Origin of the sequence: Cellulomonas aerilata (assembly GCF_007991755.1) — a bacterium.
GTDB lineage: Bacteria > Actinomycetota > Actinomycetes > Actinomycetales > Cellulomonadaceae > Pengzhenrongella > Pengzhenrongella aerilata.
This window is the reverse complement of sequence record NZ_BJYY01000016.1, coordinates 105,880-128,642: the sequence shown is the minus strand read 5'-3', so window position 1 is coordinate 128,642 and position 22,763 is coordinate 105,880. Positions and strand designations below refer to the sequence as shown.

Here is a 22,763-nt window from a genome sequence, read left to right as displayed (position 1 = left end):
GTGGCGGGCGGACGGCGGTCAGGCGCAGCGCTGGTTGGCGGAGCCGAGACCGGCCTCGGTCACCGTGTTGTCGCAGCGCAGCACGTTGCCGGTCGTGGCGGCGTCCTGGAAGCGGAACCCGTAGCCGGCGGCGCGGACGGTGGCGGTGTTCCCGGTGAAGACGTTGCGCCGGCCCCAGCCCGAAACCAGGACGTGGGTCTGGAAGCCGTCCAGCAGCGCGTTCGTGCCGGTGTTCCGGGAGATCAGCCAGTCGTTGCCCTTGACGTCGACCCAGGAGTCGGCGCTGTTCTCGCCGGCCATGCCCGCGCCGTCGAAGGTGTTGCCCGACAGGACGCCTCCGGTGGTGCCCTCCTTGATGTCGACGCTCTCCGCCCCGGTCGCCCAGATGCGGTTGCCGGTGATGACGTTGCGGTCGCTCGCGTCCGGCCTGCCCCCGGAGTAGGTCCCCCAGTTGGACGTTGCGGAGCCGATGTAGATGCCCTCGCCGAACTGCGGCTTGTCGAGGCCGACGTGGTGGACGAGGGAGCCGCGCACGACGCCGTCGCTGGAGAAGGCCCGCAGGTGGATGCCCTCGGCGCCGATCTGGGTGACCTCGACGCCGTCGATCACGACACGGTCGGAGCCGTCCACGACGATCCCCTTGCTCGCGTTGCGCACGGTGACGCCCGCGACGGTCCAGTGGTCGGCGTCCTTCACGTGGAGCCCGTAGTGGCCGCTGAGCCCGGCGCCGTCCAGGACCGCGCCGCGGCCGCCGCGCAGGGCGCAGGGGGCGGCGGCGGTGCACGAGGTGCCGACGGTGAGCTGCTGCTCGGCGGTGTAGACGCCGTCGGCGAGCTGGATCGTGGTGCCGGGGGTCGCGGCGGCGAGGGCGGCGGCGAGGCCGGCGCCGTCACGGACGGTGACCGTGCGAACCGGGGCAGGGGCAGGGGACGGCGTGGGCGTCGGTGCCGGTGCGGGCGCGGGTGCGGGCTGGGGGGTCGACGACGAGCCGGCGACGGTGAAGTCGGCGACGACCCGGCCCTGCTCTGCGCCGGCGGCGTCGTACAGCCGGACCTCGAGCTGGTGGGCGCCCGGGGCGGCGTGCGCCGGCCAGGTCAGCGGCAGGGTGACCGCGGTGCCGAGGTAGGCGCCGTCGAGGCGGAACTTCGCCTTCACGGTCCCACCCAGGTCCGGGGCGGTGACGGTGACGCCGGAGGCCACGGTGGCGCCGGCGAGAGGTCGGCCGTCGGCCGTCAGGGCACGGGTGCCGGGTGCGGGCGCGGGTGCGGGGGTGGACGGGGCCGGGGCCGGCGCGGGCGTCGGCGTCGCGGTGGTGGTCCGCTCGACGGTGAACCGCGCGGCGGTCCGCCCCTGCTCGCCGGCCTCGTCGTAGACGCGGACCTCGAGCTCGTGCGTGCCGGCCGTCGCACTGACCGGCCAGGTGAACGGCAGGGTGGCGTCGGTCCCGAGGTAGACGCCGTCCAGCCGGAACTTCGCCCTGACGCTGCTGCCCAAGTCGGCCGAGGCGACCGTGAAGGACGGCGCCGTGACCGCTCCGGCCAGCGGTCGGCCGTCGACCGTGAGCGCAGGACCGGTGGCCGCGGCGGCAGGGGTCCACACGAGCACGAGGGGCAGCGCGACTGCGGCGAGCCGAGAGAGCCGGGCGAGGCGGGTCAGCGTCATGCCGGCCCGTTCGGTGCGGATCGGGCGGACGTGAGCAATCCGGACATCTGTCACGCGGACGAGTGAACCGCGTGGAGCAGGAAATGCCCAGAGGAGACGGACGGCGGGGGCGGTCCGGCATCGTCGCCGGGCCGCCCCCGGTCCGAGGGGGCGTGGCCGCCCCGGAGGGCGTCAGCCGGTGAAGGCGAAGTACCCGCCCAGGGCATCGCCCGACGCGTTCCGGATCAGCACGACCGGGTCGTCGCAGTCGTCCGGGACGCTGATGCGCTGGCTCGTGTGGCCGTTGCCCTTCGGGACGCTGAGGTCGAACGGCTCCGTGGAGTCCACGACCGCCCCGCCGCACACGAGGCTCGCAGCGACGAAGGGCACCGGGTTCGGGTCCCCGTTGGCGAAGATCAGGCCCCGGATGTTGACGGTGATCCGCCCGTCCTCGCGGACCCGCACCCGGCTGGAGTCGTCGAGGATCCACGGCCGCCCGGCGGACGGGACCCCGGCGATGGTCGGTCCCGGGACGAGGTTCCCCTCGAACCCGTCCCGCAGGATCGTGTGCCCGCTGGCGCTCGCCGGCCCGCCGGTGAGGATCGTGGCTGCCAGGGCGACGGCGGCGACGGCGGCGGACGTGGTCTTCCGGGTGGTGCGCATGGTGCTCCTCGCGACGTTGCGAGGGCCGACGGCTGGTGCGGCGGCCCCTGTCGTGGGGGTACACGGTCGGGGTGTCGTCCCGGTTCATCGGCGTCGGCGACGCCCCACGACACCTGCCGGTACGGGGCGTCGTCGGACGACCCCGCCCCGAAATGCGCCGTTCACACGCGCCGCCTACCGTCCGGGCATGACCGACCTCTTCGACGGGTATCCGCCGGGCGCCGCCTGGGACGAGGTCATCGACCGCGAGGGCGAGGTGCGGCCGGCGTACCGGCACGTGCACGCCGCCCTCGCCAAGATGTCGGGCCCCGAGCTGCGCGCCCGCGCCGAGAGCCTCGCGCGCAGCTACGTCGCCCAGGGAGTCACGTTCGACTTCGCCGGCGAGGAGCGTCCCTTCCCGGTCGACGTCGCGCCCCGCGTCGTCACCGGCGCGGAGTGGGACACCGTCGCGCCCGGCGTCGCCCAGCGCGTGCGCGCGCTCGAGGCCTTCCTCGCCGACGTCTACGGACCCCAGCGCGCCGTCGCCGACGGCGTGGTCCCGCGGAGCCTGATCACCTCCTCCACGCACTTCCACCGGCAGGCGAAGGGGATCGTCGCGCCCAACGGGGTCCGGGTGCACGTGTCCGGGATCGACCTGATCCGCGACGAGGCCGGCACGTTCCGCGTCCTGGAGGACAACGTGCGCGTCCCCAGCGGGGTCAGCTACGTGCTGTCCAACCGCCGGGCGATGACCCAGACGTTCCCGGAGCTCTTCGCCGCGCTGCAGATCCGGCCTGTCGCGGACTACCCGGTCCGGCTGCTGGAGGCGCTGCGCGCGGCCGCGCCCCCCGGCGTCGACGAGCCGACCGTCGTCGTGCTGACCCCCGGCGTCTACAACAGCGCCTACTTCGAGCACTCCCTGCTGGCCCGGACGATGGGCGTCGAGCTCGTCGAGGGACGTGACCTGGTGTGCTCCGGCGGGCGGGTGTGGATGCGCACCACGCAGGGCCGCCAGCGCGTCGACGTCATCTACCGCCGGGTGGACGACGAGTTCCTCGACCCGGTCGCCTTCCGCTCCGACTCCCAGCTCGGCAGTCCGGGGCTGATGGCGTGCGCGCGGGCCGGGACGGTGACGATCGCGAACGCGGTCGGCAACGGCGTCGCGGACGACAAGCTCGTCTACACCTACGTCCCCGACCTCATCCGGTACTACCTGGGCGAGGACCCGCTGGTGGCCAACGTCGACACGTGGCGGCTGGAGGAGCGCGAGGCCCTCGAGGAGGTGCTGGACCGGCTCGACGAGCTCGTCGTTAAGCCCGTCGACGGGTCCGGCGGCAAGGGACTGGTGGTGGGCCCGCGCGCGTCCCGCGCGGAGCTCGGGGACCTGCGGGACCGGTTGCGGGCGGATCCTCGCGGGTGGATCGCCCAGCCCGTCGTCCAGCTGTCGACGGTGCCCACCCTGGTCGAGGAGGGCCTGCGACCCCGGCACGTCGACCTGCGACCGTTCGCGGTGAACGACGGCGACCAGGTGTGGGTGCTGCCCGGCGGCCTGACCCGGGTGGCGCTCCCCGAGGGCGAGCTCGTCGTCAACAGCTCGCAGGGCGGCGGCTCGAAGGACACGTGGGTGCTGGCGGACCGCCGCGGCCCGCGCCCCGCCCGGCCGCCGGTGGACCACCCGCACACCGTCGCCCCGCAGTCCTCGGTGCCGCTGGACGTCAACCCCGACGACGTGCGCAGCCAGTCCATGCAGCAGCAGCAACAGCAGCATGAGCGGCGGGGCCGGGCTCAGGTCCAGGACCGGCCCGGGGGGGCCCCGTGCTGAGCCGCATCGCCGAGTCGCTGTTCTGGATCGGCCGCTACATCGAGCGCGCGGACGACACCGCCCGCCTCGTCGACGTGCACCTGCAGATCCTCCTGGAGGACCCGTGGGCCGAGGAGGACGCGGCGTGCCGGTCCCTGCTGTCGGTGATGGACCGTGACCTGCCCGGACCTGAGGTGACCATCGGCCGGCAGGAGGTCCTAGACCTGCTGGCCTACGACCGGGACACCCCGTCGGCGATCGCCGGGTCGCTCATCGCCGCGCGCGAGAACGCCCGGCGGGCCCGTGAGGTGATCTCGACCGACCTGTGGGAGGCGGTGAACGTCACGTGGACGCAGCTGCCCGCCCGGCTCGGCGCGCGCCGGGCGCACTCGTACTTCTCCTGGGTGCGGGAGCGGTCGGCGGTCGTCTCGGGCATCGTCGACTCGACCATCTCCCGCGACGACACCTGGCACTTCCTGGTGCTGGGCCGGTCGCTGGAGCGGGCGGACATGACGGCGCGGCTGCTGGCGACGCGGGCGCTGGCGGGCTCGGTGGCCCCGGACTGGCGCACGCTGCTGCACTCCTGCGGCGCGCACGAGGCGTACCTGCGGCGCTACCGCGGCATCGCCTCGGACGAGAGCGCCGCCGGGTTCCTGCTCACCGACCGGCTGTTCCCCCGGTCGATCGTCCATGCGCTCGGGCAGGCGGAGAGCTGCCTGGAGGGGCTGGACCCGCTGCGCGACCACGCGGGGGTCGACGAGGCGCGCATGCGGATCGGGGAGGCGAGGGCGGGCTTGGAGTACCGGCGGCTGTCTGACCTCCTGGACGAGCTGCCCGAGCACATGGAGCGGGTCCAGCGGTCCTGCTCGGCGGCCAGCGACGCGATCCGCGCGCGGTACTTCCCGGCCGGTGCGGTGACGACGTGGATGGGTGGCGTGCGGTGACGGAGGTGCGGCGATGAGCCGGATGCACGTGGTGCACACGACGACCTTCACGTACGGGGGCCCGGTCGTGGCGTCGTACAACGAGGCGCGGATGACCCCGCTGTCCGGGCGCGGGCAGACCGTGCTGTCGGCGGGCCTGGAGATCGACCCGCACTCGTGGCGGCACGACTTCCGGGACTACTGGGGCACGGCGGTGACCGCGTTCGAGGTCACCGTCCCGCACGAGAGCCTGCGGCTGCGCAGCACCTCGCGCGTGGAGGTGTCGCCGGTGACCTGGCCGACGGCGCCTGCCGACTGGGGCGTGATGACCAGCGACGGCGTGCGCAACGAGCTCGCCGAGTTCCTCACCGACTCCCCGGCCACCCAGGCACCCGAGGACCTGGCCGCGATCGCGGCGGAGCTCGCGGCCGGGCGCTCCCCGCACGACGCGGCGGAGGCGGTGTGCGGCGCGGTGCACGACGCCGTGGAGTACGTGACCGGCTCCACCAGCGTGCACACCTACGCCGCGCAGGCGTGGGAGGCCCGCAAGGGCGTGTGCCAGGACATGGCCCAGCTGGCGGTCGGGGCCCTGCGCGGCATCGGCATCCCGGCCCGCTACGTGTCCGGGTACCTGCACCCGCGGCGCAACGCCGAGGTGGGCGAGGTGGTGACCGGCGAGTCCCACGCGTGGGTCGAGTGGTGGGTCGGCCAGTGGGTCCCGTACGACCCGACGAACGGCATCCCGGTCGCCGACAACCACGTCGTGCTCGGCCGGGGGCGGGAGTACCAGGACGTCGCGCCGGTGCGCGGCATCTACGCCGGCTCGGGCACCGACGGGCTCGACGTGACGGTGCGCATCACCCGCGAGGCCTGAGCCGCCACGGGGATCACCGCACCGGTGCCGCCCGGGCCGCCGTGGCGGGCGTCACGACGGCCGCGCGCCCGCGTGCGCCTCAGATCCTCGGCGCCGGTGCCGACTGGGACCCCGCAGGGGATCCCAGTCCGAGCACCCACGACCCTGGCCACCCGCCGGGTGGGGGAGCAGGGCACCGGGGAGCACCGCCGTGGACCGTGGCATCCCGACCACCGTCCGGACCGTGGCGGCGCCGCGGCGCGCGCGACGGGCGAGGGTCCGGCAACGCCGGCGGCTCCTCGCACTCACGCTCGCCGCGAGCCTGGTCGGTGGCGGGGCCGTCCACGGCGTCGCCGCACACGTCGCGACCACCGAGCGGCTGGCCGCCGAGGCCGCGCAGGCACGAGCGGTCCGCGCCGAGCAGGCGCGCCAGGTCCGGGTCGCCCAGGCGGCGACCGCCCGGCTGACCGGCGCCGCGGTGCAGTACGCCGCCGGGCGCCGTACCGAGGCGCTCGCGGCCGCGCGTGCGGCCGTCCAGGCGGCCGACGCCGTCGTCGTGCAGGCCGGCGCCCAGCTGCCCGCCGAGAGCGTCACCCCGCTCGACGAGGCCGCGGTCCGGCTCGCCGAGCTCATCGACTCCGCGCCGTCCGCCGCCGCGGTGACCACGCCGTTCCGGCGCAGCGCCCTGCTGGACGTCGAGGTCCCCGAGCCCCGCGTCACCCCGCGCGCGCACCGTGACGGGACGCGGGCCGCACTGGCGGGCGTGCCGGTCGCCGCGTCGCCGCAGCCGGCCGGCCCGCGCGGCCCTGCGCCCCTCGACGGGACGGGTCCCGACCCCGCGGCCGCCGCTCCGGCGGGCGGCGACACGTCGTCCCCCGCGGTGACCGGCCCGACCGGCACGGCGACGGCCCCGACCGGCACGGCGACCGGCGCCGCCGGCGCGACCGGCCCGTCGACCGGCGGGTCCGACGCGGGGACGGTCGCCACCGGCATCGCGACCGGCCCGAGCGCCGCGGACCGGTCCGCGACCCCACCCGCACCTGAGCCCGCACCCGCGGCCCCGACGGCGTCGGCATCCCCGACTTCGTCAGCACCGCCCACGTCGTCGGCACCCGCCACGCCCACCGCAGCGCCCATGTCGGTCCCGGAGCCGCCTGAGGTCGCCGTCGGCCGTCAGCAGCTCGCCGCGCTGGACCTCGGCGTCAGCGCCGAGATGGAGGCCGCGGCCCGCCAGGTCGTCGAGCTGTCCGTGCAGGTGCGGCAGAGTGCGGAGGCCGCCGCCGCGGAGGCCGCCCGGCAGGCCGCCGAGGCTGCCGCCGCCCAGGCCGCCGCCGAGCAGGCCGCGCGGGAGGCCGCCGAGGAGCTCGCGCGGAAGGTGGCCGAGGTCGACGACGCGCCCAACGGTGACCTGCCCCTGGACCTGCTGTGCGGCGTCGACTTCGCCGACGGCGTCCTGCTCCGCTGCGACGCGGCGCCGGCGCTGGAGCGGCTCAACGCGGCCTACCGGGCGGACCACGGCGTCGACCTCGAGGTGTCGAGCTCCTACCGCAGCTTCGAGGCGCAGGTCGCCGTCAAGGCAGCCAAGGGCGGCCTCGCCGCCACGCCGGGGCGGTCCAACCACGGGCGGGCGCTGGCCGTCGACCTCGCCGGCTTCGGCGGCGTGGGGGTCTTCGACGACCCGGACTACCGGTGGATGAAGGAGCACGCGGAGACGTTCGGCTGGCACCACCCGGCCGGGATGGAGCCCGGCGGTGCGGGCCCCCTGGAGCCGTGGCACTGGGAGTTCGACACCGAGCCCGTCGACCCGAGGAAGTCGCTGACACCCAAGGTCACGGGGCTCGGGGACCGCTGACCCGTCGGCGAGTGCCGGGTCCGTGACCACTCGGCATCGCGGCCGCTCCTCCCGGCAGCCGTGCCGGTGCGGCATGAGGGAGGGCGTGCGGGCGCGGGCGAGGGGCGGCCCGGCGCCGTTCACCACGGTCGGGTCGGTCAGAGCCGCTCGAGCTTGGCGCTGTCGAGGGCGACGCGACGCACCTCGCCGCCGCCGAAGTCCACGATGACGGCTCGGTCGTCCTCCACCGCGACGACACGGCCGAGGCCGTAGCGCTCGTGGGAGACGCGCTCGCCGACCGGGATGGGCTGCGGCGGGATCGCAGCCGCCTCGCGCGCGGCGTTGAAGGGGCTGTTGGGCAGGTGCCGGCGGCGGCCGGTGGGGTGGGAGGACATCACCTCTATTGTGCGCCCGCTACCCAGGGCTCGGCACCGCGAGCGGCTGCCCCTACGCCTCGGTCCTGCGGTCGCGGTCCTTGCTGGGCTGCACCCGCTTGGGCTCCCCGGGCATCTTGGGGTACTCCGGCGGGTAGGGCAGGTCGCCGATCCCGTGGTCGCGCTCGTCCTGGTCGGCCAGGTCCAGCAGCGACCGGATGGAATAGGCCGCAGCGTCCGGGCCGCTGAGCGGCGCGAACAGGTCACCGACCTCCGCGAACCGGGCGGGCATGGTGGTGACGTCGAAGTCGTCGGGGTGGACGTCGCCCACCTCCTCCCAGCGCAGCGGGGCGGAGACCGTGGCGCGGGGGTTCGGGCGGACGGAGTACGCGGACGCGATGGTGCGGTCGCGCGCCATCTGGTTGTAGTCGACGAAGATCTTCTGGCCGCGCTCCTCCTTCCACCACTTCATCGTGACCCGGTCCGGCAGGCGGCGCTCCAGCTCGCGGCCCAGCGCGATGGTCGCCCGCCGCGCCTGCGTGAAGGTCCACCGGGGCTCGATCGGCACGAAGATGTGCAGGCCCCGCCCGCCCGACGTCTTGGGCGTGCCCTGCAGGCCGTGCTCGTGCAGCAGCTCGCGCACGTGCGGGGCGACCCAGGCGGCGTCGGCGAAGTCCGTGCCCGGTTGCGGGTCCAGGTCGATGCGCAGCTGGTCGGGGGACTCCACGTCGTCGCGGCGCACGGGCCACGGGTGGAACGTGAGCGTCCCCATGTTCACGCACCACAGGACGACAGCCAGCTCCGTGGGGGCGATCTCGTCGGCGGTCCGGCCGCTCGGGAACGCGATCCGGGCGGTGCGGATGTAGTCCGGGGCGCCCTGCGGGACCCGCTTCTGGTAGAACGCGTCCCCCGTCGAGTCCGAGCGGGTGGACATCCTCGCGCCCTCGAACACGCCCTTCGGCCACCGCTCCAGGGTGGTGGGACGGTCCGCCAGGGCGCCGAGGATCCCGTCCCCGACGGCGAGGAAGTACTCCGCGACGTCCAGCTTCGTCAGCCCGCGCTGCGGGAACACCACCCGGTCCGGGCTCGTGATCCGGACCGTGCGACCGCGCACGTCCAGCTCGACCGCCGGGGTCTTCGTCGTCGCCATGGGGTCACGCTAGCGAGGCGCCCCGCCGGTACGGCTCAGGCGTGCGTCGGGACGGCCCGGGCGAGCCCCGTCGCCGCCGCGCCGGCGGCCACACCCGCCGCGGACGCCGCGGACGCCGCGGCCGAGCGGAGCTCGTGCAGGACGTCGAGCAGGATCCGGTTGAACGCGAGCGGTGCGTGGCTGTTGACGTCGTGGCCGGCGCGGGGGACGACGGTCAGCCGCGTGCCGGGGCGCGCCGCGAGGTAGCGCCGCTCCTCCAGCCGCAGGACGTCGCGGCGGCCGTTGACCAGCCAGACGGGCGCACGCAGGAGGCGCAGGTCCGCCAGGGACGAGTGCCCCCGCATCGCCGCCAGCATGTCGGTGACGACGTGCCAGGTGCCGCCGGTCGGCCGCAGGGCGCGGGACACGTGGTGCGCCACGGCGCGGTAGACGTGCACCGGCTTGCCGCGGATCTCCGTCGAGCACCCCGCCAGGAGCACGCCGGCCACCTTGTGCTGGTGCCGCGCGGCGTACGCCAGGGTCGAGTACCCGCCCAGCGACAGCCCGACGACGAGCGGCGCGGCGCCGACCCGGTCGGCGACGTCGTCGACCGCCGCGTCGATCGTGGCGAGCGCACCGGCCAGGGTGAACCGCTCGTGCGTGCGCGTGCCGTGGCCCGGCAGGTCCACCGCGACGCAGGTGTGCCCGGACCGCTCCATCGCGCGCACCTGGGGCGCCCAGATCGCCGAGGACGTCCGGACCCCGTGCACGAAGACGACCGGCGTGGCCCGGCCGGCCCGCGTCGTCAGCGTCGTCAGCGCGTGCGCGCTCATGCCGGCACCCCGCCCCGGTCGGGGGTCGAGAGGCCGGCGTCGACGGCGCCGGTGAGCACCCCGGGCGTCAGCACGCGCGCCCAGTCCTCCTCGACACCGGCGAGGTCGGCTGCGACGACGAGGTGGTACAGCTGGCCCAGGGCCAGGAACCGGCGGACGCCGGCGTCGTCGCCGGCGGCGAGGGCGCGCGCGTGCTCCACGACCGAGCCGTACCCACGGCGGACGGCCGCGCGCACCTCGGGGACGTCGGAGGCGCTCTGCGCGTGCACCTGGAGCATGAGCAGGTCCCGCTCGTCCACCAGGCGTGCGTACGCGTCGCCCATCGCCTCCAGGACCTGCGCCGGGGACCCGTCCCGCGCGCCGGACGCCGCCGCGGTCAGCTCGGCGCGCAGCTGGGTGTAGCAGAGCTCCAGCGCGGCGACGAACAGCGCCGTCTTGGTCGGGAACAGCCGGAACACGTACGCCTGCGAGATGCCCGCGGCGTCCGCGACGGCCGTCACCGGGGTGCCGTGGTAGCCGCGCCGCGCGAAGACCGTCAGGGCGCAGGCGACGACGTCGGCCCGCCGGGCGTCGGCCGTCGATCGAGCCGTGGGGGTGGGGGTCACTGTGTGAGTACACACTCACCCCAGGGGCGCGGCAACGCGGGGGCCCGTGCGTCTGGTCACACCGCGGTCGCGCCGGGCGGCCGGTGAGCCATCCGGGGGACCCGGTTCGCGAGCCCGGCCTCGCCCTCGCCATACTCCACGCGACCGTCGGCCGGACCGTCTCGGGCCGACCCGCCGTGCGAGGAGCACCATGAGCAACGACGCCACCACCACGCCGTACGGCGCGACGCCGTACCCGTCGCCGTACCCCGGAGCGCCCGACGGCGCAGCCCCCGTCCAGGCCTGGCAGCCGGCACCCCCGCCCCGCGAGCTCGCCGGGTGGTGGAGCCGGGTCGGCGCGTCCGTCCTCGACCAGCTCGTCGTCGGGGTTCCGTACTTCGCCGGCGGGATGATCGGCCTGCTGCTGAGCACGCCGGGCGTGGACCAGCTCGGGGAGCCCTCCCGGAGCTTCACCGCGGCCGGCATGGTCGCGGTCTGGCTGGGGCTCCTGACGAGCATCGTCCTGGGGATCTGGAACCGGTTCCTGCGCCAGGGACGCACCGGGCAGTCGCTCGGCAAGAAGGCGCTGGGGATCCGGCTCGTGGGGTCCCGGACCGGCGCCCCCATCGGTGCCGGTGCGGCGTTCGGCCGGGACGTCGCGCACCTGCTCGACGGCGTGCTCTACCTCGGGTACCTGTGGCCGCTGTGGGACCGGGACAAGCAGACGTTCGCCGACAAGCTGCTCAGCTCGGTCGTCGTCCGCGCCCGCTGACTTCCCCCAAGGGGCGACGGCGGCGCAACGGCGGGACGATCGTCCGGGTGTCGCAGCAGCCGCTCGACGCCGGGACGACACAAGGACGAGCCATGCACATCGGTCGATTCCTGGCCCGGACGGTCATCGGGTCTCTCTTCATCGGGCACGGCGCCCAGAAGCTCTTCGGCTCGTTCGGCGGCCCCGGCATCGAGGGCACGAGCGGCATGATGGAGTCGCTGGACATGCACCCGTCGCGGCGCAACGCCTACGCCGCCGGCGTGTCCGAGGCGGGTGGGGGTGCGCTCCTGCTGACAGGGCTCGCCACCCCGTTCGCCTGCGCCGCGCTCATCGGCACGATGATCACCGCGGTCCGCAAGGTGCACCTGCCCAACGGCCCGTGGGCGGCCAACGGCGGCTACGAGTACAACGTCGCGCTCATCGCGGCGCTGGTCGCGCTCGCGGAGGACGGGCCGGGCTCGGTGTCCCTCGACGCGCTGCTGGGCACGGAGCGCAAGGGCACGGCCTGGGGCGTCTTCGCCCTGCTCGCCGGCGCGATCGCGTCGACGGCAGCGATCGAGGTCGGCCGCCGGGCCGGAGCGGACGCGACGGCTCCGGCGGAGCCGGCCGTGGCGCCGTACGGCGACACGGCGGGCGACCCGGTGACCTCGGACGACCCGGGCACCCCGGGTGGGGTGGCCTGACCGGCTCGGCGCCGGCTGCCCGGCGCAGCGCCCGCCTGACCGGCGCCGGCTGCCCGGCCGGGCAGCCGGTCGGGCGGGCGCGCGTCGGTCAGCTGTAGCGGTGGCTCTTCTCGGCGTGGCCCGCGGGCCGGCGGCACTCCTTGCCGGCCATGTTGCGGTGCCCGCACGTCGCCGCGGCGGGGGCGGAGCCGGACGCCGTCGACGCACCGGCCCCCGCGGGCGTCCCCGTGCCGGACGTCGCGCGCGCCGGTCGGGAGGCGGGCGCAGCCGGGGCCACGGCCGGCGTCGTCGGGCGTGCTGCCGGCGCGGGGGACGTCTGGGCGTGGCGGGCGGCCTTCATGGCGCGCTGCGCGTCGACTTTGCTCACGTCGCGAGGGTAGGCGACGCCACCCACATCGCCCGCCGCCGCGTGCACGTGGCCGGGTCCACGACGTCGCACTCGGCAGGGTGCGCGCCCCTCCCCCCCACGTGCCACGTGCCGAGTGCGACGGTGTGGACCCTCGGGCGCCGCGGATGCGTCCGGGACGTGGCACTCGGCGGGGAGCGCACTCAGGACGTGCCGTGTGCACGCGGCCGGGTGACCGTGCCGGGCGGTCGTCCGCGTCCGCCGGGCGCACCGGGCGCGGGCGTGGTTAGGCTCGCCCGGTGACCGAGGAGCTCGCGCTGACCACCGATCCCGTCGACCTCCCCGGGGTGGAGCCGGCCGATCCGCCCACCGAGCTCGTCCCCGGTCGGCTGTGGCAGGGCGGGTGCCCCGTCGACTACGACTGGGTCCGCGACGCGGGCATCACGGCGGTCTTCGACTTCGCCGACCCGGACACCTACCCCCCGGCCGGTGCGACCGAGGGGCTCGTGTACCTCAAGTCCCCGCTGGTGGACGGGGAGGACGTCCCGGACCCGGCGATCACCCTGCGGTACGCCACGCTGGTCGCCGGCCTCATCGAGGACGGCTACCGCGTGCTCGTGCACTGCACGTTCGGACGCAACCGCTCCGGCCTGATGGCCTCGCTCGTCGTCCGTGAGCTGCTGGGCCTGCCCGGGGGCGACGCCATGCGCTACGTGCAGGAACGGCGCCGGGGGACGGTCAACAACGAGTCGTTCGCGGCCTGGCTGGAGTCCCTGCCCGCCCCGGCGTGACGGCCCCGGGGTCGAGCCCGACCCCGCCGGCGTCGTCACAGGGGCGTGCGCCACTCCCGCACGGCGTCGTCGAGCCACTCCAGCGGCGTCCCGCGCCGGGTGTCGTCCCAGATCCGGAACGCCACGCCGCCCAGCAGCGCGATGCGGTCCAGCACCACCCGGCCGTCCCACGGCAGCACGTCGGCGCCGTAGGCGGAGCAGAAGCCGTGGTACGTCGCGGCGTCGATCTCGCCCGCGACGAAGCGACGGGCGGCGCTGGTCAGGTCGTACTCCCGCGGTGCGAGGGCGACGAAGTCCAGGTCGATGAGCACCGGCCCGCCCGGGCGCCGCATGACGTTGGCCGGGGACACGTCGCCGTGCACCACCCCGACGCCGAGCGGCGAGTGCAGGCCGCCCAGGGCCTCCAGCAGCGCGACCCGGGCGTCGAGCAGGACGGCGGCGGCGTCGTCGGGCAGGTGCGCGGCGAGCGCCACCAGCCGGCGCAGCGGGTCCCACGCGGGGACGTCTGCGGCGGCGTGCGCGTCGTGGAAGCGGCGCAGGAGGGCGCCGGTGTCGGCCCAGCCGACGGGCCGGCTGCTGCTCAGCCACGGGGAGACGCTGACGACGCCGGACGACGTCACGACGGGTGCGCACAGCGGCACCAGTGCCGTCTGCGAGCCGTCGAGCGCCTCGCCGATGCGAGCCAGGTGCGCCGCGTCGGTACCCGGGGGGTAGACCTTGACGGCGTGCTGCCCGGCCCGGAGCACCACCGTGGTGAGCGCGCTGACCACCCGCGCCCGACGCAGCGGCACGGGGAGCACCAGCCGTGCCTCGGCCAGGGCCTCTCGCGCCTCGGGGACTCCCCAGGTCGACGTCGGCAGCGGCAGGACGTCCCGGTGCGTGGTCGACAGGATCCCCAGCTCGTCGGCCGCGCCGTCCGAGCCGTGCGCAGGGTCGACGACGGTCACGCCGGCGGGGGCGACGAGGTCGGGGAGGGCCTCCGGGGCGGCGGGCGGAGCGGTCGCCGCGCGCGCGGGGAGGGTCAGGGCCATGGGGGTCTCCCGGTCGATGAAGTGACGAAGGTGCCACCGCACGACGTCGACGGGGGGTCGACCGGGTTGGGAGCTGCAGAGTACACACGGTGAACGCCAGGTGTCCTTGGCCCGAACGGGTGAACCTCCGCGGCCCCGCCGAGGCTCCGGGCGGCGGCGGACGAGGGCCGATCGGGGCCGGTCCACGGGTGCTCCGCGCGGGCAGGCCGCGGCAGGTCCAGGGGCAGATCGGGGCCCGGTCGAGCGGCGGGTCGCGGGGCGGGGTCCGGGACGGATCCGGGGGCGGTCCGGGGCGCGTCCGGGTGGTCCCCGATACCGCGGCGCGCCGGCGGGTCGTCAGACTGGTCCGGTCGCGACAGCCTGCGACAGCTCACCACCCGAGAGAGAGACACCGGTGAACGTCCACGAGAGCCTGGGCCGGCAAGGCCTGTACCGCCCGCTCGGCAACCGCGTCCTGGGCGGCGTGCTGGCCGGTCTGGGGCGCCGGTTCGGGATCGACCCCTGGCCCACCCGCGTGCTGTTCCTGCTGGCGCTCATGGTGCTGCCGGGCAGCCAGCTCATCGTCTACCCGGTGCTGTGGGTCCTCATGCCGTCCGAGCGGTACGCGCCGCGCCCGCAGTGACGTCGCCGCGGCGGCCGACCGCGGCGGCCGTCCTGGGGCGGCGGTGACCGCGTGCCGGCCCCGCCCGACCTGTCCCGACCGGGCCTCTCGTCGCGACGGGCCCGGCCGGGTCAGGCAGAGTGGAGACATGCTCCGCTCCCAGACGCGTCGTGCCGTCCCCACCGTGTCCGCCGGAGCAGGCCCTCGCGAGCAGGGCGCACCCGGCCGGCGGGTGTGCCGCCGATGACCGGGACGCCGCCGCGACGCGAGCGCAGGCCGCACCCGTTCCGCCTGATCACCGGCGGGCTGTCGGAGGACGCGCCGCGCAACCCGGTGCCCGCCGCGGACGCCGCCGCCGAGCTGTCCCTGCCGCCGGAGCGCTCGTCCGCCCGCATCGCGCGGCACTGGGTCATCCACACCATCGCCGCCGCCGGCGTGACCGGGTCGCAGAACCAGGTGGTCGAGCTGCTGACCGCCGAGGTCGTCGCCAACGCGGCCGTCCACGGCCCTGCGGACGGCTCCATCCGGGTCCGCGCGTGGACCGACTCCCGCCACGTGTACGTCAGCGTGAGCGACGACAGCTCCACCTCACCGGTCGTGCGCCACCCCGAGCCGTCGGCCGCCAGCGGCCGCGGCATGGCCCTCGTCCAGGCGCTCGCCGGCGACTGGGGCGTCGAGATCGGCCCGGACGGCAAGACCGTCTGGTTCAGCATGGAGCTCGAGGACGAGGACTACTGACCCACCTGGTCACCGAGCCGGGCACCGACCAGGACGTCCGCGACCAGGGCGCGGTGGTCGGACAGCCCGGTGTCGACCGCGGCGCTCGACACCGTGGTGAGCGGGCCGTCGGCCAGGATGTGGTCGAGCTGGCGCGCGGGCTCGGTCACCGGGAACGTCGCGGCGGTCGCCAGCGGCCGCATCCTGCTCAGCCGGGCGGGGGCGGCGCCGTCGAGGTTGAGGTCCCCCATGACGACCACCGGCCGCGGCAGGTCCCGCACCAGCCGCACCAGCCGGCGCAGCTGCACCGCGTTCCACCCCGGGATGAACGTCAGGTGCGTGGCGACCACGGTCACCGGGCCCTCCGGGGCGTCGACGACGGCTGCCACCGCGGCCCGCGGCTCGTCCCGGACGAGCACGGGGCGGCGCCGCCCGGGGAAGATCACAGGCACGGTCCCGCGCAGGGCCGGCAGGGCCAGCGCGTGCCAGGACAGCACGGGGATGCGGCTGAGCAGGGCGATGCCGTAGCCGGCGGTCCGCGGCTGCAGGTCGCCCGTCGCGGCCGACCACAGGTCCGGCGTGCCCGCGAGCGTCGCGACGAACCGGTGGTGCGGCGCGCCCATCGCCTCCGCCGCGACGGCGGTGAGGTCGGCGCCGTGCGAGCGGGGCTGGTCCCGGTCGACCTCCTGCAGCCCCAGCACGTCGGCGTCCAGGCGCCGGACCGCGTCGCCGAAGCGGTCGAGATCCACCCGGCCGTCCGCCGGGGAGCGTCCGTGGAGGATGTTGAACGTCGCCAGGCGCATCGCCCGATCCTGCCCTCTCGACCTGCGCGGGCGCATCCCGTCGTGTAGACCTCAGGCCATGCCCGACGACGCCCGTGCGGCCCTGCAGGACGGGCTGCGGCTGACCGCCGTGGCCCTGGCCGAGGCCGGCATCCCCCACGCGCTGTGCGGCGGCTATGCCGCCTGGGCCCGCGGCGCCCCCGAGCCCGACCACGACGCCGACTTCGTCATCCGCGAGGACGACATCGACAAGGCGAAGGCCGCGATCGGTGCGGCCGGCCTGGAGATCGTGGACCCGCCCGAGGGGTGGCTGTTCAAGGCGTACCACCAGGACCAGCTCGTCGACGTCCTGTTCCGGATGTGCGGGCAGCCGGTCGACGAGGGCTTGTTCGAGCGGTGCGACACGCTGCCGGTCCTGGCGGTCCGGATGCCCGTCATGGAGGCCACCGACATCCTGGCCACCAAGCTCCTCGTGCTGGAGGAGCACTACTGCGACTTCGCCCGGCTGCTGCCGGTGGCCCGGGCCCTGCGCGAGCAGATCGACTGGCCGCGGCTGCGCGAGGAGGTCGGCGGGAACCCGTTCGCGCGCGCCTTCCTGTACCTCCTGGACGAGCTGGGCATCGCCGGTCGGTGACCAGCCCCGACGTCGCGCGTCGGGGTGAATCGCCTGTCTTTCCTCCGCGCCACGGGCCCCGCCCGTGGGTGCACCCGCCTAGGGTGCGATCGCAGGGGGAGGACGGAAGCGGAGCCATGGGCGCACGGGGCACGGGGGCGGACGCCGTCGTGCGGGCAGAGTTCGGGCCGTTCGACGCGCTCGCGGACCTGACGCACGCACGGCTGCTCGAGGGGTACGCCGAGCAGGCCGTCCAGGACTGCCGGGTGTGGCGGACCGTGGCGCTGGCGGCCGGTGACCTGCAGACGGTCCTGTACCTGCACTACATCGAGGGTGCCGCCCTGCTGGAGCTGGGTCGCGGCCGCGAGGCGGTGACGGCGGCCCTGGACCTGCTCGGGACGCTCGAGGAGGTCGACGACCCGCTGTGGCGGGCCAAGGCCTACGCGCTGCTCGCGGAGGCGTCCGCCCGGGTGGGGAACCTCGGGCGGGCGATGGACGCCCTGGCCGAGGGGGTGCGGCTCGTCGAGCGCGTCCCGTCCGGCCGGTACGGGCACCTCTCGGCGACCTCGGGGGTCGCCGCCGCCCTGCAGGCCGTGGACCTCCTCGAGCAGGCCGACGCGCTGCTCACCGGCGTCGCGCCGCTGGGACGTCCCGAGGTCGACCTGCACGTCGTCCACCAGCAGGCCCTGCTCAGCCTGTACTGGGCGGCCACGCTCGGGCTGATCGGCGACGCAGCCGGCTCCGCGGCGCAGTCCGCCACGGCGGCTCGCCGTGCCCGCCGGCTCGCGCGGCTGGCCGGCATCGCCGACGAGCCGCAGATGGTCGCGCGCGGCGAGGTGATCGAGGCGTACGCGCTGTGCCGGCTCGGCGACGTCGAGCTCGCGGCCGTTCGCGCCCGAGCCGCGGGGGACCGGTTCCTGGTGCGGCGCGAGGTGCTCGAGCGCACCCTGCTGCACCTCGTCCTGGCCGCGGCGGCCTCGGCGGCGGGCGACCACGCCGAGGCCCGCACCCTGATCACCGGCGCCATCGCCGACTCCCGGCGGCTGGGCCGGAGCACGTGGACGGCGGCCGCGCTGGAGGCCCTCGCCGAGGTGGACGTCGCCGAGCACGGCCCGCACCCGGCCGTGGACGCCTGGACGGAGCTCGGACGCGAGGCGCTGGGCCGGGTGTGGTCGGAGCGCGCCGGGCGCTTCACCGCGCTGCAGGACCGTCACCGGCTGCGCCAGCTCACCGCGCAGACCGACCGGATGGCGCGGGCCGCGCTCCACGACGAGCTCACGGGTCTGGGCAACCGGCGCATGCTGACCGAGGCGCTGGAGACCGACGTCGGCCCCCGGCTGGCGCTGTTCGTCGACGTCGACCAGTTCAAGGCGATCAACGACCGGTTCTCGCACGCGGTCGGCGACGAGGTCCTGCGTCGCCTGGCGCACATGCTGCGGGCCGGGTCCCGGGAGGGCGACGTCCTGGTGCGGTACGGCGGGGACGAGTTCGTCGTCCTCGTGCCAGGGGCGGAGCTCGGCCCCGCCAGCGCCCTCGCGACCCGGCTGCACGCAGCGGTCCGGGAGGCGGACTGGGACGACCTGGCGCCCGGGCTGCGGGTGACCGTCTCCATCGGGGTGGGCCCGGTCAGCGACGTGGGCGGGGTCGGTGCGGCGGACGCGGCGCTGTACGGCGCCAAGAACCGCGGACGCGATCGTGTCGTGGTCTCCGACAGGCCCTGACCGCTCGATCGGGAGGCGGTCGCAGCAGTCGCGGCGCCCGGCAGCCGGCCGCTGCGGGGTGGGCCGGCGGTGCTGGTCGCCCGGTCCGGCGGCCGCCCGGCCGCCGCGTGACCGAACCTGGTCCGCCCGAGGCCTCGCCTCTGCGGGGTCGATGGGCTACGCTCCACTTGAAGTTGCTGTGCTTGCACGTCTTGATGCGCGCGATCCCCGTGATCGCCCGTGCTGTCTCTTACCGGAGCGGACGACGAACACTGCGACGAGCGGCCCGAAAGTCGGGATCGCTTAACGCTCCGAAGGAGAACAGCTATGGCTACTGGCACCGTGAAGTGGTTCAACGCCGAAAAGGGCTTCGGCTTCATCGCCCCCGACGACGGCGGCGCCGACGTCTTCGCGCACTACTCCGCGATCCAGACGAGCGGCTACCGCTCGCTGGAGGAGAACCAGAAGGTGCAGTTCGACATCACGCAGGGCCCGAAGGGTCCGCAGGCGGAGAACATCAGCCCCCTCTGAGGCGCCAAGCCCCCGAGATCTGTTCATGAGAGCCCCGGCCCTGCGGCCGGGGCTCTCGTGCGTCCGGGGTCAGGACCCCAGGGCCTCGTCGACGTCGACGTCGACCGTCCAGCCCTGCAGCACCTCGGCCACGTGGCGACGGGCCGCCACCTCCGCGGTCCCCGCGTCCGGCGCCTCGCCGGGCACCCAGAGGACGACCCGGTCGTCCGCCGGCTCGGTCCGGGCGGCACCGAGGGCGTCCGCCAGGCCGTCGACCTGCTCCGGGTCGAGCTCGGCGTGGACCGTCACGCGGGCGAGGTACGTCGGCATGGGTCACATCCTGGCCGAGACCTCCGACACGTCCGCACCGGGGCCACCGGCTCGCCGGGCATGCCGCGGTGACCGGGTAGGTCAGGGCGCCGGGCCCGGTGCCGGGCCCGGTACAGGTCACGGCAGGGCCTGACCGCCGGTGGTCACGACGACGCCGAACTGCGGCGGCGGGCCGCCGAAGAAGCACTCGCACCGGCCCTCGGGATGGATCAGAGGTGAGCCGGGACGGGCGGCGCACGGTGCCGGACCGGTCGGGCGTCGTGGCGGCGCGGCCGGGTGCGACCGGTCGGCTGCCGACCGGTCCGAGCTGACGTCGTGCCGCACGGGGCCCATGGGCCTCCTATCGGCGCCGTGCACCCGTTCGTGAGCCACCTGCCCCGTCACCCGGTCGTGATGTGCATGCTCGCCTGTCGCGGCGTAGGTTCGACGGCGCGAGACCGCCGGCGCGGTGGACCGCGGCGTGCCCGGGCACCGGTGGCCGTGGAGCCACGACGAGGCGGGTCCACGAACGAGGGAAGAGGCGATGACCGAACCGGGCACCCCCGTGCCGCCAGACCTGACGGCCCGGGCCGTCATCCGACCTGACGGAGCGGCCGAGGTGGCCCTGGGCGGTGTGGTCCAGCGGTTCGCGGCGCAGGACCCGGCGCGGGTGGCCGGCAACATCACCGAGTACATCGCCGAGCGCGCGGCCGCCGACGGTCGTCCGATCCGGGTCCAGCTCCACGACCCCGACGGCGAGTGGCTGCTCGTGGTGCACCCGGACGGGAACGTCGAGGAGCCCGGGGCGCCGGCGACACGGGTCCGGCGCCGCCACAGCGACCCCGAGACGGTCGCGGTCCCGGTCGTGATGGTCGAGCAGTCCGCGCCGGGCGGGACGTCGGCGCCGGCGGGCGACGACGGCGCGGCGGGCGACGACGGCGCGCCCGCCGGTCCGGGCTCCGTCGGCTCGGCGGTGGACCCTCATCCCGGGGTCGTCGCCGGTCCACCCGTCGCCGGTCCATCTGTCGCCGGTCCACCGGTCACCCCCACGCGCTTCCCCGTGGTGCGCCCGCCCACCGGCGCGATCCCGCGTCGCGGGACGGACACCGACACCGTGCTCATCCCGGCGATCCCCGACCCGGCCCTGGTCGACGACGACGACGACGAGCCGGACCCCGTGCCGCTGCCCGTGACCGGCGCCTCGGTCGCACGTGCCCCGGTCGGCCCCCCGGTGCCCGGCCCGCCGACGGGCCCGCCGCCGACCGGCCCGGCGGCGACGGGGGCCGTCTCGGCAGGGGGCACGGCCGGGACGGCCGCCGCAGGTGCGGGCACCGCCCCGGCCGGCCCGGTCCCCGACGGCCCGACCGGCCCCATGCCCGCCGGCCGGGTCCCGGCCGAGGCCGCCCCGACCGGCCCGGCCCCGACCGGCCCGGCCCCGACCGGCCCGGCCCCGACCCGACCCGCCTCGACCGGCTCGCTGCCGTTCGTCGCGCCGCCGCCTGGGGCGGCGTCCACGGGTGCGATCCCGCTCGTCACGGCGCGCGGTGACGCGGTCCCGCCCGTCGGCTCGTGGCCGGACCCGGCCACGACCGTGCCGTCGTCGTCCAGGTCCGGGGCCGCGCCCACCGTCCCGGCCCGGCGCAGCGCGCTGGCGGGTGAGCCGACGCCGCCGCGCACGGAGCTGCCGACGCTGGACGACCTGCTCGCGACCCGCCCCGCCCCGCCGACCGGACCCGCACGGATGGGGTGGCAGGCGTCGGTCCGCCGGCTGACCGGCGGCCTCGTCGCGCCCGGCCCGGGGGCGGAGGAGCTGCGCCACCGCGCCGCCATCGCGTCGGTGCAGCGCAGCCTCAACGGACCCAAGACCGTCGTCGTGCTCAACCCCAAGGGTGGCGCGCACAAGACCACCGCGGCCCTGCTGATCGCGGCGACCTTCGGCATCCACCGGGGCGGGTACACCCTCGCCTGGGACAACAACGAGACGCGCGGGACCCTGGGCTGGCGCTCGGCGCACGGGCGGCACTCCAACACCGCTGTGAACCTCCTGCAGGACCTCGACCGGTTCGCCGAGGGGTCCGCGCGGGTGGGGGACCTGGACAACTACGTCCGGTCGCAGGGGTCCGCGCAGTTCGACGTCCTGGCCTCGGACGAGGACGCCGCGTCGGCCGCCTCCATCGACGCCGACGCGTTCACCGCGCTGCACCGCACGCTGGCCCGCTTCTACCGCGTCATGGTCGTCGACACCGGCAACAACATGCGCGCCTCGAACTGGCAGGCCGCGGTGGCGGCGGCGGACCAGCTCGTCATCGTCTCCACGGTGCGCGAGGACACCGCCCAGTCGGCGGCCTGGGCCGTGGACGCGCTGCGCGCCACCGGGCACGACGACGCCGTCCGGCACGCGGTCACCGTGCTGTCCGCGCCGGCCGCCGACGTCGACGCCGAGCTGCGCGAGCGCCTGCACGGGCACTTCGGCCGGCTCACGCGCGCGGTCCTGGACGTCCCGCACGACCCGGCCCTGGTCTCCGGCGGCCCGCTCTCCGTCGACGCCCTGGCGTCGACCACCCGGGAGGCGTGGCTGCACGTCACGGCGGCGGTGGCGGACGGCCTGTAGGCCACCGCCGCGGCGCGTGCAAGAACGGGCCGCGGTGCGACACAGTGCGGGTGTCGGGACCCTGACGCCGAGCGCCGGTGCGGCCCCGCGGTGAGGAGTCCGTCGTGGCCGCGCGTGACGATGCCTGGTTCGAGTCGCTGTTCCGTGCGCACGCCACGGCCCTGTACCGGTACTTCGCCCGGCGTGCCCCGCGCGACGACGTCGAGGACCTGACGGCCGAGGTGCTGGCGGTCGCCTGGCGCCGGCGCGACGACGTCCCGGACGACGCGGTGCTGCCGTGGCTCTACCGCACGGCCGGGTTCGTGCTCGCCAACCACCGCCGCAAGGGCCGGCCGGTCCCGGTCGGGGACGCCCCGGACGAGGTGGACGACGCCGACCCGGCCGAGCTGACGGTCGCCGACGACGAGGTGCGCGCGGTCCTGGCCGTCCTGAGCCCGCGCGACCGGCGGATCCTGCTGCTCAACGCCTGGGAGGGGCTGACCGGCGACGCGCTGGCGGACGTGCTGGGGGTCTCCCGCGGCGGCGCGGACGCGGCGCTGTCCCGTGCGCGCTCCCGGCTGCGCGAGGCGTGGGCGGAGCGGCTGACCGCCTGAGGCGGTGACCCGGGCGTCCGGTCCGGCGGGGCCCTGCGTCACGGGGGTGGGGCGCCGCCGGGAGCGGGGCGCAAGGTCGGCGGCCCTCGCGAC

At 76.0% G+C, this 22,763-nt stretch carries 24 protein-coding genes; 14 read left to right on the top strand and 10 right to left on the bottom strand.

Features of this window, described 5'->3' with window-relative positions:
* Positions 1-18: 18 nt before the first annotated feature.
* Positions 19-1,662, bottom strand: a complete 1,644-nt coding sequence (locus CAE01nite_RS13315; RefSeq protein WP_146905410.1) for a right-handed parallel beta-helix repeat-containing protein — start codon at positions 1,660-1,662, stop codon at positions 19-21.
* 171 nt (positions 1,663-1,833) lie between these two features.
* The gene (locus tag CAE01nite_RS13310) at positions 1,834-2,304 is read right to left on the bottom strand and encodes a hypothetical protein (RefSeq protein ID WP_146905408.1); all 471 of its coding nucleotides are present in this window, start codon (positions 2,302-2,304) and stop codon (positions 1,834-1,836) included.
* Positions 2,305-2,491: 187 nt separating this feature from the next.
* Between CAE01nite_RS13310 and CAE01nite_RS13305 the strand changes: the two genes are divergently transcribed.
* The 4 genes from CAE01nite_RS13305 (at position 2,492) to CAE01nite_RS18820 (ending at position 7,712) form a co-directional block, all read left to right on the top strand.
* Entirely contained in the window at positions 2,492-4,105 is a 1,614-nt protein-coding gene (locus CAE01nite_RS13305) for a circularly permuted type 2 ATP-grasp protein (RefSeq protein ID WP_146905405.1), read from the top strand.
* Complete coding sequence (locus tag CAE01nite_RS13300; RefSeq protein ID WP_146905403.1) at positions 4,099-5,028, top strand: alpha-E domain-containing protein; 930 nt, start codon at positions 4,099-4,101, stop codon at positions 5,026-5,028. The genes CAE01nite_RS13305 and CAE01nite_RS13300 overlap by 7 nt, the downstream gene beginning before the upstream one ends.
* Positions 5,029-5,041: 13 nt before the next feature.
* A complete protein-coding gene (locus tag CAE01nite_RS13295; RefSeq protein WP_146905401.1) occupies positions 5,042-5,881 on the top strand; it encodes a transglutaminase family protein in 840 nt (279 codons plus the stop codon).
* A gap of 190 nt (positions 5,882-6,071) precedes the next feature.
* Positions 6,072-7,712 carry a M15 family metallopeptidase gene (locus CAE01nite_RS18820; protein ID WP_146905398.1) on the top strand — a complete coding sequence of 547 codons (1,641 nt, stop codon included), beginning with the start codon at positions 6,072-6,074 and terminating at the stop codon, positions 7,710-7,712.
* 137 nt (positions 7,713-7,849) lie between these two features.
* Here the strand turns inward: CAE01nite_RS18820 and CAE01nite_RS13285 are convergent, their stop codons facing one another.
* Genes CAE01nite_RS13285 through CAE01nite_RS13270 form a run of 4 tightly spaced genes read right to left on the bottom strand, consistent with a single transcriptional unit; the run spans position 7,850 to position 10,632 of the window.
* Positions 7,850-8,086 (bottom strand): hypothetical protein, encoded by a 237-nt coding sequence (locus CAE01nite_RS13285; RefSeq protein ID WP_146905395.1) that lies wholly within the window; start codon positions 8,084-8,086, stop codon positions 7,850-7,852.
* A gap of 52 nt (positions 8,087-8,138) precedes the next feature.
* Positions 8,139-9,215: a non-homologous end-joining DNA ligase gene (gene ligD, locus CAE01nite_RS13280; protein WP_146905392.1), complete on the bottom strand. Its 1,077-nt coding sequence runs from the start codon at positions 9,213-9,215 to the stop codon at positions 8,139-8,141.
* A gap of 35 nt (positions 9,216-9,250) precedes the next feature.
* Positions 9,251-10,027 (bottom strand): alpha/beta fold hydrolase, encoded by a 777-nt coding sequence (locus CAE01nite_RS13275; protein ID WP_146905389.1) that lies wholly within the window; start codon positions 10,025-10,027, stop codon positions 9,251-9,253.
* The gene (locus CAE01nite_RS13270; protein ID WP_146905386.1) at positions 10,024-10,632 is read right to left on the bottom strand and encodes a TetR/AcrR family transcriptional regulator; all 609 of its coding nucleotides are present in this window, start codon (positions 10,630-10,632) and stop codon (positions 10,024-10,026) included. Before CAE01nite_RS13270 ends, CAE01nite_RS13275 begins: the two co-directional genes overlap by 4 nt.
* A 190-nt stretch (positions 10,633-10,822) precedes the next feature.
* Here CAE01nite_RS13270 and CAE01nite_RS13265 point away from each other — a divergent pair, with 190 nt between their 5' ends.
* Both CAE01nite_RS13265 and CAE01nite_RS13260 read left to right on the top strand, forming a co-directional pair.
* Positions 10,823-11,383 carry an RDD family protein gene (locus CAE01nite_RS13265; RefSeq protein WP_146905383.1) on the top strand — a complete coding sequence of 187 codons (561 nt, stop codon included), beginning with the start codon at positions 10,823-10,825 and terminating at the stop codon, positions 11,381-11,383.
* 92 nt (positions 11,384-11,475) lie between these two features.
* Entirely contained in the window at positions 11,476-12,066 is a 591-nt protein-coding gene (locus tag CAE01nite_RS13260; RefSeq protein WP_146905380.1) for a DoxX family protein, read from the top strand.
* An 88-nt stretch (positions 12,067-12,154) separates the two neighbouring features.
* Here CAE01nite_RS13260 and CAE01nite_RS13255 read toward each other — a convergent pair whose 3' ends face one another.
* Positions 12,155-12,433 carry a hypothetical protein gene (locus CAE01nite_RS13255; RefSeq protein ID WP_146905377.1) on the bottom strand — a complete coding sequence of 93 codons (279 nt, stop codon included), beginning with the start codon at positions 12,431-12,433 and terminating at the stop codon, positions 12,155-12,157.
* A 278-nt stretch (positions 12,434-12,711) separates the two neighbouring features.
* On the opposite strand from CAE01nite_RS13255, the gene CAE01nite_RS13250 reads away from it, so the two are divergent.
* The gene (locus tag CAE01nite_RS13250) at positions 12,712-13,203 is read left to right on the top strand and encodes a protein-tyrosine phosphatase family protein (RefSeq protein ID WP_146905374.1); all 492 of its coding nucleotides are present in this window, start codon (positions 12,712-12,714) and stop codon (positions 13,201-13,203) included.
* Between the two features lie 35 nt (positions 13,204-13,238).
* Here CAE01nite_RS13250 and CAE01nite_RS13245 read toward each other — a convergent pair whose 3' ends face one another.
* The gene (locus CAE01nite_RS13245) at positions 13,239-14,234 is read right to left on the bottom strand and encodes an aminoglycoside phosphotransferase family protein (RefSeq protein ID WP_146905371.1); all 996 of its coding nucleotides are present in this window, start codon (positions 14,232-14,234) and stop codon (positions 13,239-13,241) included.
* A 394-nt stretch (positions 14,235-14,628) separates the two neighbouring features.
* On the opposite strand from CAE01nite_RS13245, the gene CAE01nite_RS13240 reads away from it, so the two are divergent.
* Complete coding sequence (locus CAE01nite_RS13240) at positions 14,629-14,856, top strand: PspC domain-containing protein (protein WP_146905368.1); 228 nt, start codon at positions 14,629-14,631, stop codon at positions 14,854-14,856.
* Between the two features lie 222 nt (positions 14,857-15,078).
* Positions 15,079-15,573 (top strand): ATP-binding protein, encoded by a 495-nt coding sequence (locus CAE01nite_RS13235; protein WP_146905365.1) that lies wholly within the window; start codon positions 15,079-15,081, stop codon positions 15,571-15,573.
* Here CAE01nite_RS13235 and CAE01nite_RS13230 read toward each other — a convergent pair.
* Entirely contained in the window at positions 15,567-16,355 is a 789-nt protein-coding gene (locus CAE01nite_RS13230; protein ID WP_146905362.1) for an endonuclease/exonuclease/phosphatase family protein, read from the bottom strand. The two genes, CAE01nite_RS13235 and CAE01nite_RS13230, sit on opposite strands and share 7 nt — an antisense overlap.
* Positions 16,356-16,413: 58 nt before the next feature.
* Between CAE01nite_RS13230 and CAE01nite_RS13225 the strand changes: the two genes are divergently transcribed.
* The 3 genes from CAE01nite_RS13225 to CAE01nite_RS13215 all read left to right on the top strand — a co-directional run bounded on the left by CAE01nite_RS13225 (position 16,414) and on the right by CAE01nite_RS13215 (position 19,178).
* Positions 16,414-16,968, top strand: a complete 555-nt coding sequence (locus CAE01nite_RS13225) for a hypothetical protein (protein ID WP_146905359.1) — start codon at positions 16,414-16,416, stop codon at positions 16,966-16,968.
* Positions 16,969-17,084: 116 nt separating this feature from the next.
* Entirely contained in the window at positions 17,085-18,668 is a 1,584-nt protein-coding gene (locus tag CAE01nite_RS13220; RefSeq protein ID WP_146905356.1) for a GGDEF domain-containing protein, read from the top strand.
* Positions 18,669-18,974: 306 nt separating this feature from the next.
* Complete coding sequence (locus tag CAE01nite_RS13215) at positions 18,975-19,178, top strand: cold-shock protein (protein ID WP_146905353.1); 204 nt, start codon at positions 18,975-18,977, stop codon at positions 19,176-19,178.
* 69 nt (positions 19,179-19,247) lie between these two features.
* On the opposite strand, the gene CAE01nite_RS13210 is transcribed toward CAE01nite_RS13215, so the two are convergent.
* Positions 19,248-19,487: a hypothetical protein gene (locus CAE01nite_RS13210; protein WP_146905350.1), complete on the bottom strand. Its 240-nt coding sequence runs from the start codon at positions 19,485-19,487 to the stop codon at positions 19,248-19,250.
* A gap of 523 nt (positions 19,488-20,010) precedes the next feature.
* Between CAE01nite_RS13210 and CAE01nite_RS18365 the strand changes: the two genes are divergently transcribed.
* Both CAE01nite_RS18365 and CAE01nite_RS13200 read left to right on the top strand, forming a co-directional pair.
* On the top strand, positions 20,011-22,077 hold the full coding sequence (locus CAE01nite_RS18365; protein ID WP_222595924.1) for a chromosome partitioning protein: 2,067 nt from the start codon (positions 20,011-20,013) through the stop codon (positions 22,075-22,077).
* Positions 22,078-22,181: 104 nt separating this feature from the next.
* On the top strand, positions 22,182-22,670 hold the full coding sequence (locus CAE01nite_RS13200) for an RNA polymerase sigma factor (RefSeq protein ID WP_307725004.1): 489 nt from the start codon (positions 22,182-22,184) through the stop codon (positions 22,668-22,670).
* Positions 22,671-22,763 lie beyond the last annotated feature (93 nt).

What these genes read in the sequence shown, in the direction of transcription:
- CAE01nite_RS18365 (WP_222595924.1), top strand. Translation starts at nt 20,011, where the DNA reads ATGACCGAACCGGGCACCCCCGTGCCGCCAGACCTGACGGCCCGGGCC.
- CAE01nite_RS13225 (WP_146905359.1), top strand. Translation starts at nt 16,414, where the DNA reads ATGCCCGACGACGCCCGTGCGGCCCTGCAGGACGGGCTGCGGCTGACC.
- CAE01nite_RS13305 (WP_146905405.1), top strand. Translation starts at nt 2,492, where the DNA reads ATGACCGACCTCTTCGACGGGTATCCGCCGGGCGCCGCCTGGGACGAG.
- CAE01nite_RS13260 (WP_146905380.1), top strand. Translation starts at nt 11,476, where the DNA reads ATGCACATCGGTCGATTCCTGGCCCGGACGGTCATCGGGTCTCTCTTC.
- ligD (WP_146905392.1), bottom strand. Translation starts at nt 9,215, where the DNA reads ATGGCGACGACGAAGACCCCGGCGGTCGAGCTGGACGTGCGCGGTCGC.
- CAE01nite_RS13235 (WP_146905365.1), top strand. Translation starts at nt 15,079, where the DNA reads ATGACCGGGACGCCGCCGCGACGCGAGCGCAGGCCGCACCCGTTCCGC.
- CAE01nite_RS13220 (WP_146905356.1), top strand. Translation starts at nt 17,085, where the DNA reads ATGGGCGCACGGGGCACGGGGGCGGACGCCGTCGTGCGGGCAGAGTTC.
- CAE01nite_RS13230 (WP_146905362.1), bottom strand. Translation starts at nt 16,355, where the DNA reads ATGCGCCTGGCGACGTTCAACATCCTCCACGGACGCTCCCCGGCGGAC.
- CAE01nite_RS13215 (WP_146905353.1), top strand. Translation starts at nt 18,975, where the DNA reads ATGGCTACTGGCACCGTGAAGTGGTTCAACGCCGAAAAGGGCTTCGGC.
- CAE01nite_RS13210 (WP_146905350.1), bottom strand. Translation starts at nt 19,487, where the DNA reads ATGCCGACGTACCTCGCCCGCGTGACGGTCCACGCCGAGCTCGACCCG.
- CAE01nite_RS13310 (WP_146905408.1), bottom strand. Translation starts at nt 2,304, where the DNA reads ATGCGCACCACCCGGAAGACCACGTCCGCCGCCGTCGCCGCCGTCGCC.
- CAE01nite_RS13285 (WP_146905395.1), bottom strand. Translation starts at nt 8,086, where the DNA reads ATGTCCTCCCACCCCACCGGCCGCCGCCGGCACCTGCCCAACAGCCCC.
- CAE01nite_RS13295 (WP_146905401.1), top strand. Translation starts at nt 5,042, where the DNA reads ATGAGCCGGATGCACGTGGTGCACACGACGACCTTCACGTACGGGGGC.
- CAE01nite_RS13275 (WP_146905389.1), bottom strand. Translation starts at nt 10,027, where the DNA reads ATGAGCGCGCACGCGCTGACGACGCTGACGACGCGGGCCGGCCGGGCC.
- CAE01nite_RS13245 (WP_146905371.1), bottom strand. Translation starts at nt 14,234, where the DNA reads ATGGCCCTGACCCTCCCCGCGCGCGCGGCGACCGCTCCGCCCGCCGCC.
- CAE01nite_RS13315 (WP_146905410.1), bottom strand. Translation starts at nt 1,662, where the DNA reads ATGACGCTGACCCGCCTCGCCCGGCTCTCTCGGCTCGCCGCAGTCGCG.
- CAE01nite_RS13265 (WP_146905383.1), top strand. Translation starts at nt 10,823, where the DNA reads ATGAGCAACGACGCCACCACCACGCCGTACGGCGCGACGCCGTACCCG.